This window comes from Kitasatospora sp. NPDC086801 (assembly GCF_044745805.1).
Lineage (GTDB): Bacteria > Actinomycetota > Actinomycetes > Streptomycetales > Streptomycetaceae > Kitasatospora.
In genome coordinates this window covers 63,791-78,625 of record NZ_JBIVAX010000018.1, presented here as the reverse complement: position 1 = coordinate 78,625, position 14,835 = coordinate 63,791, and the positions used below count along the sequence as shown (strand labels likewise).

Annotated in this window: 14 protein-coding genes; 3 read left to right on the top strand and 11 right to left on the bottom strand. The window is 72.9% G+C overall.

Features of this window, described 5'->3' with window-relative positions; translation table 11 throughout:
* Nucleotides 1-107: 107 nt before the first annotated feature.
* The 6 genes from ACIPLC_RS20240 to ACIPLC_RS20215 form a co-directional block, all read right to left on the bottom strand.
* Nucleotides 108-1,142 carry a chitinase gene (locus tag ACIPLC_RS20240; RefSeq protein WP_400474375.1) on the bottom strand — a complete coding sequence of 345 codons (1,035 nt, stop codon included), beginning with the start codon at nt 1,140-1,142 and terminating at the stop codon, nt 108-110.
* Nucleotides 1,143-1,807: 665 nt separating this feature from the next.
* Nucleotides 1,808-5,035, bottom strand: coding sequence for an AfsR/SARP family transcriptional regulator (locus ACIPLC_RS20235; RefSeq protein WP_400474374.1), 3,228 nt, complete (start codon nt 5,033-5,035; stop codon nt 1,808-1,810).
* Nucleotides 5,036-5,052: 17 nt separating this feature from the next.
* Nucleotides 5,053-6,030, bottom strand: a complete 978-nt coding sequence (locus ACIPLC_RS20230; RefSeq protein WP_400474373.1) for a DUF4184 family protein — start codon at nt 6,028-6,030, stop codon at nt 5,053-5,055.
* A gap of 110 nt (nt 6,031-6,140) precedes the next feature.
* On the bottom strand, nt 6,141-7,043 hold the full coding sequence (locus ACIPLC_RS20225; RefSeq protein WP_400474372.1) for a hypothetical protein: 903 nt from the start codon (nt 7,041-7,043) through the stop codon (nt 6,141-6,143).
* Nucleotides 7,040-7,366, bottom strand: coding sequence for a PadR family transcriptional regulator (locus tag ACIPLC_RS20220; protein WP_400474371.1), 327 nt, complete (start codon nt 7,364-7,366; stop codon nt 7,040-7,042). The genes ACIPLC_RS20225 and ACIPLC_RS20220 overlap by 4 nt, the downstream gene beginning before the upstream one ends.
* Nucleotides 7,367-7,474: 108 nt before the next feature.
* Nucleotides 7,475-7,813 carry a hypothetical protein gene (locus ACIPLC_RS20215; RefSeq protein ID WP_400474370.1) on the bottom strand — a complete coding sequence of 113 codons (339 nt, stop codon included), beginning with the start codon at nt 7,811-7,813 and terminating at the stop codon, nt 7,475-7,477.
* Between the two features lie 56 nt (nt 7,814-7,869).
* On the opposite strand from ACIPLC_RS20215, the gene ACIPLC_RS20210 reads away from it, so the two are divergent.
* Nucleotides 7,870-8,685: a hypothetical protein gene (locus ACIPLC_RS20210; protein ID WP_400474369.1), complete on the top strand. Its 816-nt coding sequence runs from the start codon at nt 7,870-7,872 to the stop codon at nt 8,683-8,685.
* An 89-nt stretch (nt 8,686-8,774) separates the two neighbouring features.
* Here ACIPLC_RS20210 and ACIPLC_RS20205 read toward each other — a convergent pair whose 3' ends face one another.
* Nucleotides 8,775-9,386: a TetR/AcrR family transcriptional regulator gene (locus tag ACIPLC_RS20205; protein ID WP_400474368.1), complete on the bottom strand. Its 612-nt coding sequence runs from the start codon at nt 9,384-9,386 to the stop codon at nt 8,775-8,777.
* 187 nt (nt 9,387-9,573) lie between these two features.
* Between ACIPLC_RS20205 and ACIPLC_RS20200 the strand changes: the two genes are divergently transcribed.
* Complete coding sequence (locus ACIPLC_RS20200) at nt 9,574-10,536, top strand: alpha/beta hydrolase family protein (protein ID WP_400474367.1); 963 nt, start codon at nt 9,574-9,576, stop codon at nt 10,534-10,536.
* A gap of 42 nt (nt 10,537-10,578) precedes the next feature.
* Here ACIPLC_RS20200 and ACIPLC_RS20195 read toward each other — a convergent pair whose 3' ends face one another.
* From ACIPLC_RS20195 to ACIPLC_RS20180, 4 genes are all read right to left on the bottom strand, one after another.
* Complete coding sequence (locus tag ACIPLC_RS20195; protein ID WP_400474366.1) at nt 10,579-10,779, bottom strand: MbtH family protein; 201 nt, start codon at nt 10,777-10,779, stop codon at nt 10,579-10,581.
* An 80-nt stretch (nt 10,780-10,859) separates the two neighbouring features.
* Nucleotides 10,860-11,678 (bottom strand): dimethylargininase, encoded by an 819-nt coding sequence (gene ddaH / locus ACIPLC_RS20190; protein ID WP_400474365.1) that lies wholly within the window; start codon nt 11,676-11,678, stop codon nt 10,860-10,862.
* Nucleotides 11,679-11,755: 77 nt separating this feature from the next.
* Nucleotides 11,756-12,580 (bottom strand): ABC transporter permease, encoded by an 825-nt coding sequence (locus ACIPLC_RS20185; RefSeq protein ID WP_400474364.1) that lies wholly within the window; start codon nt 12,578-12,580, stop codon nt 11,756-11,758.
* A gap of 175 nt (nt 12,581-12,755) precedes the next feature.
* Nucleotides 12,756-13,667, bottom strand: coding sequence for an ABC transporter ATP-binding protein (locus ACIPLC_RS20180; RefSeq protein WP_400474363.1), 912 nt, complete (start codon nt 13,665-13,667; stop codon nt 12,756-12,758).
* Between the two features lie 421 nt (nt 13,668-14,088).
* Here ACIPLC_RS20180 and ACIPLC_RS20175 point away from each other — a divergent pair, with 421 nt between their 5' ends.
* Nucleotides 14,089-14,565: a GNAT family N-acetyltransferase gene (locus ACIPLC_RS20175; RefSeq protein WP_400474362.1), complete on the top strand. Its 477-nt coding sequence runs from the start codon at nt 14,089-14,091 to the stop codon at nt 14,563-14,565.
* The last annotated feature ends 270 nt before the right edge of the window (nt 14,566-14,835 follow it).

The window sequence follows — 14,835 nt, the reverse complement described above, 5'->3', positions numbered from 1 at the left end:
GAGTGGGGGGACGGCAGCCGTGAGGCCCGCGTCCGGGAAGGGCTCCCCGGACGCGGCAGCCTCGTGCCGGGCCCGCGCCGGGCCCGGCACGTCATCGCGGGCGGGCCTCAGCCCTGGTACTGGACGACGATCCTGGTGAACTCGTACGGGGACTGCGCGACACCGCTACAGGCGTCGGCGTCCGTGCCGGAGCCGCAGGCCCGGTCCCGGTTGACGGCCCAGAAGGCGAAGCGGGCGAGGTGGTGCTGCTTCGCGTACCCGAGGATGGTGCGGAAGTCACCGGTGGTGACGGTCTCCCCCGCCTCGTCGGTCTTCCCGTTCATCGAGGAGACCCCGATGTGCCGGTACGCCGCGTCGTCGCCGTAGCCGTACGCGCTCTTGACCGCCGCCTTGAGACCGTCGAGCGCGCTGAGGGTCGCCTGCCCCATGCTGCCGCTGTGGCCGCCGAAGTCGAACGGCATCACCACCCAGCCGTCGTTCGCCAGGCCCGCGGCGGCGCCCCGCTTGATCAGGTCCGTGCCGGTGGCGTCCGGACCGCTCGGCGTGGTGCCCATGGTGATGTAGGTGACGATGCCGGGGTTCCTGGTCTTGACGGTCTTCAGCGCGTCGACGACCCGCTGACGGACCGTCGCATTGCCGAACTCGGTGTCCTCGATGTCGATGTCGAGCGCCTTCAGCCGGTAGGCGTCGATCACCTTCTGGTAGGCGCCGGCCAGCGCGCTCGCGCTGGAACACTTCTCGCCGAGCTTGTTCCCGCTCCACCCGCCGACCGAGACCACGACGTCACCGCCGGCCGCCCGGATCGACTTGACGGCGGCCTCGTCCGAGCCCCCGGTGAGCGCCCGGCTGCCGTCCCACTTCGGGTTGCACCCGCCGTCGGAGAGGACGAACGCCAGGGTGAACCACGTGACCCCGGCCGCCTTCATCACCTCGGTCGGCTTCTGCGGGCTGCCCCAGCCGAGGTACTCGTACGGCGCGGCGGCCATCCCGGGGACGGCCGCTGCGGGCACGGCCGTCCCCCCGGCGGCCGTCCCCCCGGCGGCCGCCGTCGCCGAGGTCGCGGGCGCCAGCAGGAGCGCGGCCGGGCCCAAGGCGGCGGCCAGCAGCGGGGCGGTGAGGCGGACTCCGATGGTCTTGCGCATGCCAACTCACTTTCGTCGATCCGGGCGATCCGGGCGATCCGGGGAAACGGTGACGGCGGGTCAGGGAGGCGGGGCCACCCGCGGCGGACGGCGGCGGTCCGCGGTGGGTGTCTCACAGAATCGGGGCACCGGGCTCCGGGGTCAATGGCTTTCGTTAGGAAAGTTTCCCAACTGTGCGTCAACGGCACCTCGCCCGGCGGCGGCCGGATCGGGCACCCGGGCCCTGCGGGGCAAGCCCGGACCGCCGTCGCAGGCCGTGGCGGCGGCGAGCGAGGGCGGTGCAACGCGGCTCTCGTCCCCCAGCACGCGGATGACGTGCCACCTCCGGTTCACCTCGTCCCGGCGCCGGGGCGGCGGTTGCGTTGATCTGCTGTCTACCGGGCCCTGCGAGCGTGCGGACGTCTTGCCATATGCACGTAGGGAGCGTCATCCGTGTTTCGAACGATTGTTGTCCGTAAGGCTGTTGTCCGTAAGGCTGTTGTCCGTACGACTGTCGCCGGTGCGGCGGTGCTGGCGTCGGTGTTGGGTGCCGTCGCCGTGGGAGCGGGGGATCCCGGGCGGCAGGGCTCGCCGACCGAGCCGTCGGCGCGGGCCTGCGACGGGTCGGCCGGCGTGCACTGCCTGGCGGGGCGCATCGCCTGGAACGGGACCGGTCTCGTCTTCCGTTACCTGGGGTGAGGGGTTCGGTCGGCGGTGGCCAGGGCGGTCAGCATCGACGTCACATCGGCGGCCTCCGGGGCGCTGAGACGGCTGAGCAGTAGGCGCGCCTTCGCTTCCTGATGCCGTGCGGTGCGGTGGTCGTTGCGAGCGGTCATCGCGTGGGCCAACACCAGGTGGGCGAGGGCGCGTTCGCGCTGTCGCCCACCTGCTTCCGCGAGGTCCAGTGCCCGCTCCGCCTGCTGCACGGCCTCGTCGAGCCGTCCGAGCAGGCGCAGGACGTCGGCCAGGCGGCTTCGGGCGGCCGACTCGCGGTCGAGATCGCCGGTGACGCCCGCGCAGCAGATGCAGGACCGCAGCTGCGCCGCGGCGTCGTCGAGTCGCCCCGACTCCTGGTGGGCGAGGCCGAGGACGTAGTGCACGTACGCGGTCATCGCGAGGTCGGCGGTTCCCCCGGGTTCGGCGAGGATCCGCTGACAGGTCTGCACCGCCGTGGCCGCGTGACCGGTGCGGATGCGGGACAGGGCCGCGTTCGCGGTGCTCGCCACCTCACCGGACCGGTGGCCGAGCTGCCGGGCGAGGGCCACCGCCTCGTCGAAGGCGGTGATCGCCTCCTCGTGCCGGCCCTCGGCCTGGGCGATGAGGCCCAGGTCGTTGAGGGCTTGCCGGAGAACGGCCGGGTCTTCCGCCTCCCGGCAGGCTTCAGCGGCCTGCCGGGCTTGGACGCCGGCCTCGCCGAGCCGGGCACGGGCCAGCAGCACCGTGCCCAGGAGGAAGCGCGACCGGCCCTCCGCGCAACGGTCGCCGGCCGCGACCGCGGCGGCGATCAGCGTGCGGGTGGCGTCTTCCGCCCGGCCGCCCACGGCGCCGAGGCCGAGCGGGCTGAGGGCGATCAGCAGATCGACGGCCGACCGCAGTTCGGTCATCGCCGCCGGCCGGCCGTCGGCGATGGCGCGCAGGGTGTCCGTCGCGACGGCGGCCGCGAGCGCCACGGCGCCGGGCGTCTCGGTCCGCGCCCACCGGCGGGCGTCGGCCAGATCCGCGAAGACCGGGGCGGCCGGGGCAGCCGGGGCAACCGGGGCAGCCGGGGCGACTTGAGCGGCTTGGACGGCTTCGGCGGCTGGAGAAACCGGGGAGCCTGGGGAGCGCGGACGGCCGGCCGGCTGCTGGAGCGGCTCGCCGAAGACGTCGGCGACCGGGTCGCCGGGTACGGCGAGCGTGAAGGCCGTACGGGCGCAGGTGAGCAACTGGGTCAGCAGCCGCCGCTGGGCGGTGGCCCGCTCGTGTTCGCCGGTCCGCAGCGACGCCCGGCGGGCGAAGGCGCGCACCAGGTCGTGGTAGCGGTAGCGCCCGGTGCCCATCGACTCCAGCAGTGCCTGGTCCACCAGCGACTCCGCGAGCCGCTCCGCCTGGTGCTCCGCCAGGCCCAGGAGTGCCGCTGCCGACGCCAGGCCGATGTCGGGCTCCGCCCAGGAGAGCGTCCTGAACGCCGTGGCCAGGGGTCGTGGCAGCAGCCGGTAGCTGAGCTCGAAGACCTGCTCGATCGCCAGGTCGCCCGTACGGAGCGCGTCGATGCCGTCGCGGTCGTCGGCCAGGCGCCGTACGAGATCGGCGATCGGCTGGTCCGGGGTGGCGGCGAGCCGGGCCGCGGCGATCCGTACGGCCAGCGGGAGCCGGCCGCAGGCGTCGACCAGCATCCTGGCCTGGGGGTTCTGTTCGGAGCGGCGTGCCGCGCCGATGACCGCGTCCAGCAGGCTGATCGCCTCGTGCTCGCTGAACACGTCCAACGCGACGTGCAGTACCGACGGGACGCCGGTCAGCACCGTTCGGCTGGTGACGATGACCGCGCAGTCGGCCGAACCCGGCAGCAACGGCTGGATCTGGGCCTCATCGCGTGCGTTGTCCAGCAGGATGAGCAGCCGTCGTCCCGCGCTGGCCGTCCGGAACAGTGCGGACCTGCTTTCGAGGTCCTTGGGCACGACTGCCGCCCGGACGCCCAGCGCCGTCAGGAAGTCCGCCAGGATGTCGGACGCGTTCGCGGGCACCAGGTCGGCGCCGCGCAGGTCCGCGTACAGCCGGCCGTCCGGGAAGTCCGGGCGCACGGCGTGGGCGGCTCGCACCGCGAGGGTCGTCTTCCCCACCCCGGCCATCCCGGTCACGGTCACCAGTCGCAGTCCGGGGCTGGTCCGTCCGGTCAGCGCTCGCCCGATCCGGGCGACGTGGTCCTGCCGTCCGATGAACTGCGGCAGCTCCGGGGGGAGTTGGTCCAGGGCCCCGCGGTCGGCGTCTCGCCCGCCGTCGCGGTCGGCGTCGCGGTCGGCGTCGCGGTCAGTGCCGCGGTCGGCACCTCGCCTGCCGTCGCGGTCAGTGCCGCGGTCGGTGCCGCGGTCCCCGTCGCGGTCGGCCGGCGCGGGCGATAGCGGTACGTCTGGTCGTAAGTCCGGACCAGGCGCAGCGGCCCTCGGTCGTATGGTGGCATCCACATCGAGATCGTGACACAACTCCGTGAACGCGGGCCTCGGTTCGATCCCCAGCTGCTCCACCAGCCGTAATCGGAGCGCATCGCGGACCGCACACGCCTCGGGCGTGCGGCCCTGCCGGTGCAGCGCGCGGATGAGGAGTTCCTGTAGGCGCTCGTGGAACGGGTGGTCCCCGGCCAGCTGCTCCAGTTCCGGCAGGTAGTCGGGGGGAGCGCCGAGCGCGACGTCGAGTGCGAGGCGCTCCTCCAGGAGCGTGAGGCGCAGGTGCGACAGCCGTTCCCGCTCGCGGTGCATGAGCGGTCCCGGCAGGCCGACGAGCGGCTCCCCGCGCCACTGGGCGAGGGCTTCGCCCAGTGCGTGCCGGGCGTCCTCCGGCCGCTCGACGGCGCACGTCCCGGCCAGCTCCTGCAAGCGCTTGACCCGCCACAGATCCACCCGGTCCGGCTCGACCGCCAAACGGTAGCCGCCCGTTCGGGAGAGCAGCACCGTGGGCGTCGCGCGCACCGGCTCCAGCAGATTCCGCAGCTGCCACACGTAGGTGCGCAAGGTGGTGTCGGGCGCACCGGGCGGCCGGTCTCCCCACAGGTCGGCGATCAGCTCGTCGACCGTCACGACCGCGTTCGGTCGCAACAACAGGGCGACCAGCACCGACCGCTGCTGCGGGCCGCCGAGGCACAGGTCCGTGTCGGCGCGCCGAGCCCGCGGCGCGCCGAGCAACTCGAAGCTCAGCGGCTCCTGATCATGACCTGGACGCACGTTTCCCCCTCATCTGGTCAACGACCGAACTGGCCATCGGCCTCTGCCTGGTGTTCTGGGTGTCGGTGAACGACCCTGGGCCCTCTCCGAGGACCCAGGCGGCCCCGCCCCCCTGTGGCAACTCCGCCCCTGCGGGGCCGGGTCGCCGTGACGGAGCGCCGGCTCCACCACGCGAGAACGTACAGGGTCAGGCTGCCGATCAGGCCGACACCCGCGCCCTTCGCCGCGTCGGACAGCACGCCTTCGATCACGACGCTCAGCGGCAGCCCGTCCGGCGCCGCCTCCGGGCCGGCGAGCCGCCACCAGGCGTGGGCGACCGCTCCGACGACCGTGAACAGGGCCATGGCGAGGAGGACGAGGCGCCGGGTTGCGCCGCTGGGCCTCGTACGGCCCTCAGCGGCAAGGAGGCGGGCCCGCCTGCGCCACGCGTACACCGCGATGGCGGCCAGGCCGCCGATCGTGCTCGCGTGCTGCAACGCCCGCGCCCAGGTGAGGCCGCCCACCAGCGTGGAGTTGAGCCAGGGGGCACGGGTGACCACGAAGCCGTCGTAGTGGGTGAAGGCGTCCCAGACCAGGTGGGTGGCGATGCCGATCAGGGCGGACAGCACGATCCACCCTGCTCGCCGTGCCAGCGCGCCGGCCGTGCGGGGCCGCGACGGGGTGACGGGCACCGGCACCGACAGCGGCAGCGGCAGCGGCAGCGGCAGCGGCAGCGGCAGCGGCAGCAGGGACGCCAGCGGGCGGTGGCCAGCTCGGATCAGCCCGCACAGGGCGAGGGCGTACGGCAGGGCGACGGTGGCGACGCCCGGAGCGCTGTGCGAGGTGGTGGCGTTGGCGAAGGGTTCGTACCAGGACTGCGCGCTGACGGGCAGCCCCGTGGTGACGACGAAGTAGGGCAGGTCCGGTGCAACGGCTCCGGCGACCAGTGCGGCCCGGCTGAAGGGCCGCCGCATCAACGGCAGTACGGCCGCGGGGTGGGCCAGGGTGAACGGCATGAGCATCCTCTCGCACGGACCCAATAGTCCGCCGAACGGAATGCTACGTCAAACGGACTAATGGGCTCTGGTGGACGCTCCGCGCCGAGCCACCGGTCGCGGCAGGCCGTTCAGCGAAAGGTGCGACCGCTTCGCTTCAGGCGACCGGCAAGCCGGGCGACCGCCGCAGTGGCGGGCAACGCGGCCACCAGGCACGCGACGACAGCCGTCTCACCCCACGCCACCGTGTAGGCCTGGGCGAGCAGCGGCGGGGAGGCCAGGGCCATCGCCGCCAGCTCGCGGCCGCCCCGCGATCCGCTGAACCAGGTCAGCGCGACACCGGTCGCGGCGAGGACGACCAGCGGCCAGCACCCGTAGTCGGTGCTGACCCACGGCACCCCGTGCGCGTCGATCGCCGCCAGCGGCACGACCACGAGCGCGACCACGGCACCGGCCACGCCCGACCGCCCCGCCGCGACGCTCTCCGCCCGCCGGTCCGGCGGGCAGGCGAGCAGCACGGCCGCCGCCAGGACCATCGCGGCCGGGGTGACCACCGGGTCACCGAACGCCCGCCCGCTGACCACCGCGGCCGCCGCGAAGGAGAGCAGCCCGGCCACCGTGCAGGGCACCCCCGCGCGCCACCGGCCGGCCAGCGCCGACGCCGCCCCCGCGAACACGACCAGCGACGAGACGAGCAGCGCACCCCACGCCCCCCGCAGGTCGACTCCGAGCTGCAACCGCCATGGTGTGGGCGAGGAGACGAAACCGGCGTACCAGCGCAGCAGGTGCAGGCCGCAAGCGGCGGCCGCGACGGCCAGGACGAACGGATACGCCAGCGCGAGAACCTTCGCGACGGGAGCGGCCGTCCCCAGCCCCATCCGCATCCGCACCGCGTGCGCCGCCAGGCCCGCGCCCTCCCGCAGCCGCGAGCCCAGCGGCTCGCCCGCGGTCATCTCGCGAAAGGTCGCGACGATCTCCCCGCCATGGGCCCGCCGGTAAGCGGCGGGATAGAGCCGCAGGACGTGCTCGATCACGCGGAGGCCGCCGGCGGCCGGGCGACGGACAGGCGGCGAGTGGCCTCCCGCGCCGCCGCGGCCAGACGTTCGGCCTCCACCGCGAGCCGCTCCCGCCCCGACGGGGACAGCGTGAAGATCCGCCGGGCCCGGCCGTCGACGATCTCCTCGCGGTCGATGTCGATCAGGCCGTCGGCCAGCAGCCGGTCCAGGGCCCCGTACAGCGCGCCCGTCCGCAGCGCGACCCGGCCGCCGGTCATCGCCTTGACCTCCTGCGCGATGGCGTATCCGTGCCGGGGCGCGTCCGCGAGGGCGGTCAACACCATCAAGGTGGGCTCTTGCATCACACGTTCACTCACCTCACGAAGATAGTCACTCCGCCGGACCATCTCAACGCGGTCGGCCGGGGCCTTGAGGTGCGGTGCCGGGGCCTTGAGGTGCGATGCGGGGGCCTATCGTCGTTCGGCGCGTCGTTCGGCGCGTCGTTCGGCGCGTCGTTCGGCGCGTCGTTCGGCGCGTCGTTCGGCGCCCGGTTCCTGCGCGGGCAGGCCGCGGAGAAGCGCGTCGAGGAACAGCTCGAAGCGGGGAGTGCTGTCGCCGAGGTCGAGGGGGTGCTCCTGGACGGCGAGCCAGCTGACGATGGTCGTGATGACGATGTACCAGCTCTGTTCGGCCAGGTGGGGGGGGGAGACTCCGGCGTCGGTGAAGGAGGTGGTGACGCTGCTGCGCAGTCGCCCGAAGGCCTGGCCGGTGTGGCGGTGCGGCCCCAGGTCGCCAACCGTCCCGAGCAAATCCGATGGTGCGAATCCGATTGCGCCGAGAGCCTTCAGATGACGAGACTGCTCTGGTGAACACCCTGCCGCCGCTGCCCGGACCGCTCCCTCTGCCAGTACCGGACCCGCGTGCCCGCGACGTCGTTCCCGACTATGCGGGCATGCACGCCTTGGTGGCCGACCTGGTTCTGCCCAACGGCGCGTCGATGTACGTCATGAGCGCACTGGAAACGTCCCGCGAGCTTCTCCGGCACTCCTACTACCGGTACGAGTTCGCCACCGTCGCCGTCACGCATTCCCTGTTCGCCCTGGAGCACGTCCTTGCCGATCGTCTGGCCATCGGCGAACCACTCCAGGACCTCATCGAGCGGGCCGCCGACGCAGGGCTCATCCCGGCCGAACTCGCCGCCGAGCTCGACCACAGCCGACGACTGCGCGGCGAACTCACGCAGGGCACCGTGACAAGTGCCGATCTCCGCCTGGTCAGGGCCATCGCCATGGTGCGTGCCGTCTTCGATGCTGTTTCCCTCCTTCTTCGCCCGCCATCTGCGGCAGAAGCGGCAGAAGCCAGCATGAGCCGAGCGCAGCCTGACGACCGACTCGCCCGGCTGTGGGAGGAACACCGGCGCGCCCTGTACCCCGATAGCTTCCGCGGCGTTGGCATCGAGGGCGTGGAGCTGATCCTCCTGGACGCCGACGTCGCCGGCCTCGTCCACAGCGAGCTGGACGGTGGGCTCGACGACAGTGGCGTTGCCATCCTCTGGGCGTGCATCGCCGACCTGGACAAGGTTGTGCCCCTGATCAACTCGGAGTACTGCGCCTCCTACTTCGCGAAACTTCGGACGATGGCCAAGCTCGCAGCGGCACGCCATATCCCCACCGCGACCTGACCGGCGGAGTCGAGGGCGGGATCTCCGACCGGCTGAAGCGAGGCGCCCGCGGCCGTCGGGGGCACCCGGTTTCGGAAGGCCGTGGCCCGTCAGGATGACGGGGGTCGCTGTAGCCCCTGGAGGAGCAGGTCGACCAGCCGGCGGGGGTCGTAGCGGGAGTCGCCGTCCCGTCCGGCACAGAGGTTGCCGATGCCGCGCATCAGTTCGTAGGCCTGCGTTCCGGGCCTGCTCTCGCCGGCCTCGGCGGCGGCATCGAGCAGTTGGGCGCAGACGGGCACCAGGCGGTCGAGGAAGTAGGCGTGCAGCGCGTCGAAGCCGCTGCCGTCCGATTGCAGCGCGTTGGCGAGTCCGTGCTTGGTGACCAGGAAGTCGACGAAGAGGTCGACCCACTGGCGTAGTGCTGCGAACGGGGAGTCGGCCTCGGCGAGCAGGCTCGGACCGGCCTCGGCGCAGGCCTCGACCTGGTGGCGGTAGACGGCGACGACGAGGTCCGCGCGCGTCGGGAAGTGGCGGTAGATCGTCCCCGTCCCGACGCCCGCCCTGGCCGCGATCTCGCGGATCGGCGCATCGACGCCGGAGGCGACGAACACCTCGGCGGCGGCGGCCAGCAGCGTCTGCCGGTTGCGCTGCGCGTCGGCCCGCCTTCCCCTGGCCGGCGTCTCCCCGGACTGGGTCTCCCCGGACTGGCCCGCAGTGGACACCACGCTCTCCTCCCGACAGCCGTTGACGAAGCGGAACGGCGTTCCGTATAGTAAGTGGAACAAGGTTCCGGTTTCAGCATAGCCGAAGCCGGATGCTCCCGACCGCCTCGCCCGCCCCCTCCCCCGGCCGCTACCGCTGGCCGCTCAAGCCCGGCGGGGAGAGGCCCATGAAAGGGACATGCGCACCATGAGCGAATCGACGCACCACACGGCCGACACCTTCGGCCCGCCCGTTCCCGTCCTCTCCGTCAGTCCGGTCGTCCTACCGGTACCCGGCCGAGCCGTGGACCTGGAGGTACGGGTCTCCGCGCCGGTGACCGGGAGCGGCCTGCCGGTCGTCCTCCTCTCCCACGGTCAGGGCCACTCGAACCACCTCTCCTCGCTGGACGGCTACGCCCCCCTCGTCAACTTCTGGGCCGCGCACGGCTTCGCCGTGATCCAGCCGACCCATCTCAGCTCGACGACGCTGGACCTCGCCCCCAACACCCCCGGGGCGCCGATGTACTGGCGGTCACGGGCCGAGGACATGAAGCACATCCTCGACCGGCTCGACGCGATCGAGGCCGCCGTCCCCCAGCTCCTCGGGCGCCTGGACCACGGCAAGGTCGCCGTCGCCGGGCACTCGATGGGCGGGCACACCGCGAGCCTGCTGCTGGGCGCCCGGCTCACCGACCCCGACGACGGGACGGAAGTGAACCTCGCCGAACCCCGGATCACGGCGGGCGTCCTCCTGGCCGCACCCGGCAGGGGCGGTGACGCCCTCACCCCGCAGGTGGCCGAGAACTACCCCTTCCTCTCGACCCCGGACTTCTCCCGGATGACGACGCCCGCGCTCGTGGTCGCCGGCGACGAGGACGCCTCCGCCCACCTCACCGTCCGGGGCCCTGAGTGGCACACCGATCCGTACACCCTCTCCCCCGGCCCCAAATCACTGCTCACCCTGTTCGGCGCGGAGCACGGGCTCGGCGGGATCTCCGGATACGACGTCGCCGAGACCACGGACGAGAACCCCGAACGGGTCGCGGTGGTCCAACGGCTCACCTGGGCCTACCTGCGCACCGGGCTCCACCCCGGCGACACCGCCTGGCAGACGGCATGCGACGCGCTGGCAGCCGGACCCGACCCGCTCGGCCGGGTCGAGTCCACGTAGGACCGGCCGGGAGGCGGTCGGCGGCGCGGCGCGGCGCGGCGGTCAGCCGTGGGTCAGGCTCCGGGGGCGGATGTCGGGCCAGGCCTGCTCGATGTGGTCGAGGCAGGCCTGCCGCCGCGCTGCGCCGAAGACCTTCTCCCAGCCCTCGGGCACGACGGCGAAGGCCGGCCAGAGCGAGTGCTGGCCCTCTCCGTTGACCAGGACCAGGTAGTCGGCATCGGGGTCGTCGAAGGGATTCGTCACCACGTCGTCCTCTCTCGATTGGTTGACTCGGTTGCTTGGTTGACTCGGTCAGGGGTGGGGCCGGGTGGCTTCCGGCGCCGTCACCGGCCGCCGCGCAGTTCCAGGGTGCAGCACTTGACGCTGCCGCCCGCCTTGAGGAGTTCGGTGAGGTCCACGCCGATCGGCTCGAAGCCGCGGCGGCGCAGTTCGCCGATCAGGTGGGTGGCCGACTCGGGCAGCAGGACGTGGCGGCCGTCGGAGAGTGCGTTGAGGCCGAAGACGGCGGCGTCCTCGGCGGTCGCCAGGATCGCGTCCGGGAACAGCTCGCGCAGCACCGCCCGGCTGCCGGGGGTGAAGGCCTCCGGGTAGTACATGATCTCGTCGTCGGAGAGGACGGCGAGCGCCGTGTCCAGGTGGTAGAACTCCGGGTCGACCAGGGTCAGGCTGGTCACCGGGACGCCGAAGAACTCCTGGGCCTCGGCGTGCGATCCCGGGTCGGTGCGGAAGCCCGTGCCGGCCAGCAGTCGGCGGCCGACCAGCAGGTAGTCGCCCTCGCCCTCGTTGATGTGCTCGGGCCACAGCAGTTCGGACCAGCCCTGCTCGCGGAACCAGGACAGGTAGGCCGGGCCCTCGGCCGTGCGCTCGGCGTGGCGGAAGCGCGCGCCCAGGACCTTGCCGTCGACCACGGTCGCGCCGTTGGCCGCGAAGACCATGTCGGGCAGTCCGGGCAGCGGCTCGATCTCCTCGACGGTGTGGCCGAGTTCGCGGTAGAGGTCGCACAGCCTGGTCCACTGGGCGAGCGCGAGCGCGCCGTCGACCGGCTTGTCCGGGTGCATCCAGGGGTTGATGGAGTAGCTGACGTCGAAGTGGCTGGGCCGGCACATCAGGAAACGGCGCGGGCTCGCGACGCGGGCGGTCATCGGGTCGGTTCTCCTTGGTCTGCGTGGTACCCGAGGGGGGGGAAGGGGCCGGGAGCGGGGCGGTCGGTCCAGCCGGTTCAGTCGATGAGCCGCCGGCGCATCCCCCGGACGGCCAGGAACCAGGCGACGACGGCGAATCCGGCCAGGACGGCTCCGTGCAGGAGGTCGCCCGCGCCGAGGGTCCCGAAGGCGGCGTGGCGCACCGTCTGCGTGCAGTGGTAGATCGGATTGACGGCCGCCACCGCCTGGACCCAGCCGGGCAGCCCGTCCAGCGGGAAGAACACGCCCGCGGCCATCACCAGCGGGGTCAGCACGCCGGACACCACGAGCCGCAGCCAGTCGATCGCCGGCACCAGGCAGGACACCCACATGCCGAGCAGCGCGAAGGCGAAGCCGGAGACCAGCGCCACCAGGGGCACCAGCAGCAGCTCCGGGCCCGGCGGCAGGCCGATGGCGAGGGAGACCAGCAGCGGCGCGGTGCCGTAGACGGAGGACTTGACGGCGATCCAGGACGCCTCGGCGGTGACCAGTTCCCAGACGTCGACGGGCTGGCACAGGACGGCGTCGTAGATCTTCTGGTACTTGCGGCGGTTGAAGCTCTCGAACATCCCGGCGAAGGCCGAGGCGAAGAGCACCGAGGTGACCACCATGCCGACGCCGACGAACTGCGGGTACGGGTGCCCCTGGACCGAGTCGATCAGTCGGCTGAAGCCGACGCCGAACCCGGCCATGTAGACCAGCGGCTCGATCAGCGAGCCGAAGGTGATGGCGGGCCAGTAGCGGCGGAAGAGCAGCAGTTCGCGCAGCCACACCGCCCGCAGGGTCGGCCACAGGGCGGGCGGGCGGCCGGGGGCGGGGCCGGTCTGGGCCTCGGTGCGGGGCATGGGCGTCGCCGTGGTCATCGGGTGTCCTCTCTGTGGGGGGCGGGCGGGCAGGCGGGCGGCACTCAGCGCGCCGGGCCGGGCCGGGCCGAACGGCGGGCGCGGCCGGTACACGGCGCGACCGGCCCAGGACGCGGCCGGTACAGGGCACGGCCGGCACGGGACGCGACCGGCACAGGGCACGACCGGCACGGGCTCAGCCGAACAGCTCTCCGGTCAGCGCGACGAACACGTCCTCCAGGGACGTCGGCCGGAGCACGTCCGGCGCCCCGAGGCGCTCGCGCATCTGCACGGGGATCGTCTCGGCCCGCAGGACGGAGACCGCCGGCCCGGTCCGCCGGCTGGGCAGCCCGGCCCGGGCGGCCTCGCCCTCGACCAGTTCGCGCCGGGCCGCGTCGCCCCGGTACTCGGCGGCCTGGGCGCCCGCGTGCGCGCGCAGCAGTTCCGCGGGGGTGCCCCGGGCGATCTGCCGGCCGCCGAACACCACGGCCACCTCGTCGGCGAGCCGCTCCGCCTCCTCGATGTAGTGGGTCGACATCACCACCGTGGTGCCGGTCTCGCGCATCCCGTCGATGACGTCCCACAGGTCCTGCCGGATCTGCGGGTCCAGGCCGACGGTGGGCTCGTCCATGAGCAGCAGTCGCGGGTTGTTGACGATGCCCCGGGCCAGCAGGACCCGCCGGCGCATGCCGCCGGAGAGCGCGTCGGCGCGGGTGTCGGCACGGTCGGTCAGCCGGACCGCGGCCAGCGCCTGGTCGACCGCCTCACCGTAGCGCTCGCGCGGCAGCGCCGTGAACCGGACGAAGACGTCGAGATTCTGACGCACGGTCAGTTCGGGGTCGATGTTGTCGTGCTGCGGGACGACGCCGACCAGGGCGCGGGCGCGGCGGGAGTCCTCCGGCATCCGGTGTCCGAACACCTCCACGGTGCCCGCGTCCGCGCGGGTCTGCCCGGTGAGCATCCGCATGGTGGTGGACTTGCCCGCGCCGTTCGGCCCGAGCAGGCCCAGGAACATGCCGGGCGGCACCTCCAGGTCCAGGCCGCCCACCGCGGTGGTGGCACCGAACGTCTTGACCGCGCCGCTGATTCGGACGGCAGGAGTGTCCACGCGGGCGCTCCTTTCGGGGAGTCGGGGGAAGTCTGGGAAGTCAGAAGTCAGGGGAAGTCAGGGGAAGCCGGCCGAAGTTGGGGGGTCGGGGAAGTCGGGGGAAGTGGGGGAAAGTCACCGCCCGGTGCGCCGAAATCCTCGCTCCCCGGGGGCCGGGCCCGCGCGATCATCTAACCGCAGAATCGACTTGTCAGGAACCTGCTTTCGGGGGTTCCCCTGTCCATGACCAGGTGTTAGGTTGCTCGAAGATCAATGCCGCCGGGACGCAGTATGTCGGCCCCATCCGGGGGGAAATTCGGCTCCATCACCCGTAGTTCGCGACCGTAGCGTCGGCGCGCGGCGGGTGTCGATCACGTATTCCTCCTTCGGTCGCCACCCGCGGCACCACCGCCCCTTCACGCACCTGATCGAGGAGATGTGGATGCAGCCTGACGGACCGCTCACCGCGAACGTCCGCCTGCGGGCCGCGGTAGCCGAGGACGCCGGTGTCGTCACCGAGGTCTTCCTGGCCTCCCGCACCGCGACCATGCCGTACCTGCCCCGTCTGCACAGTGACGAGGCCACCCTGGGCTGGATCACCCACGTCGTGCTCCCGGACACCCGGGTCTGGCTGGCCGAGGACGCCGGGACCGGGGCCGTGCTGGGCTTCGCCTCGCTCGACGGCAGCCTGCTCGACCACCTCTACCTGCGCCCCGAGGTGCGCCGCCGCGGCATCGGGACCCTGCTGCTGGAGGCCGTCAAGTCGGCCAGCCCGCAGGAGCTTTCGCTGCACGTCTTCCAGAAGAACACCGAGGCGCGCGCCTTCTACGAGCGGCACGGCTTCGTCGTGGTGGACACCAACGACGGCAGCCGCAACGAGGAGAACGAGCCGGACATGACCTACCGCTGGACCGCGTGACCCCCGCCCGCACAGCGCGGTAGTCACCCGCCGAGGGACGTCGGCGGGCCCCCACGGCCCGGAGCCCACAAGGCCCCGGAAGCCACAGCGCCCGGGGCCCGCGACGGCCCGGGGCCCACAACGCCCTGAACTCACAGCGGCCGGGCCCGCAACGACCCGGCCCCCACGGCCGCAACCCACAACAACCGGGGCCCACAGCAGCCGTGACCCACCACGGCCCGGGGCCCGCGACGGCCAAGAGCCACCGGAAACCACCGTCCGGCCCGCCCG

What these genes read in the sequence shown, in the direction of transcription:
- ACIPLC_RS20175 (WP_400474362.1), top strand. Translation starts at nt 14,089, where the DNA reads ATGCAGCCTGACGGACCGCTCACCGCGAACGTCCGCCTGCGGGCCGCG.
- ACIPLC_RS20230 (WP_400474373.1), bottom strand. Translation starts at nt 6,030, where the DNA reads ATGCCGTTCACCCTGGCCCACCCCGCGGCCGTACTGCCGTTGATGCGG.
- ddaH (WP_400474365.1), bottom strand. Translation starts at nt 11,678, where the DNA reads ATGACCGCCCGCGTCGCGAGCCCGCGCCGTTTCCTGATGTGCCGGCCC.
- ACIPLC_RS20240 (WP_400474375.1), bottom strand. Translation starts at nt 1,142, where the DNA reads ATGCGCAAGACCATCGGAGTCCGCCTCACCGCCCCGCTGCTGGCCGCC.
- ACIPLC_RS20200 (WP_400474367.1), top strand. Translation starts at nt 9,574, where the DNA reads ATGAGCGAATCGACGCACCACACGGCCGACACCTTCGGCCCGCCCGTT.
- ACIPLC_RS20185 (WP_400474364.1), bottom strand. Translation starts at nt 12,580, where the DNA reads ATGACCACGGCGACGCCCATGCCCCGCACCGAGGCCCAGACCGGCCCC.
- ACIPLC_RS20220 (WP_400474371.1), bottom strand. Translation starts at nt 7,366, where the DNA reads ATGCAAGAGCCCACCTTGATGGTGTTGACCGCCCTCGCGGACGCGCCC.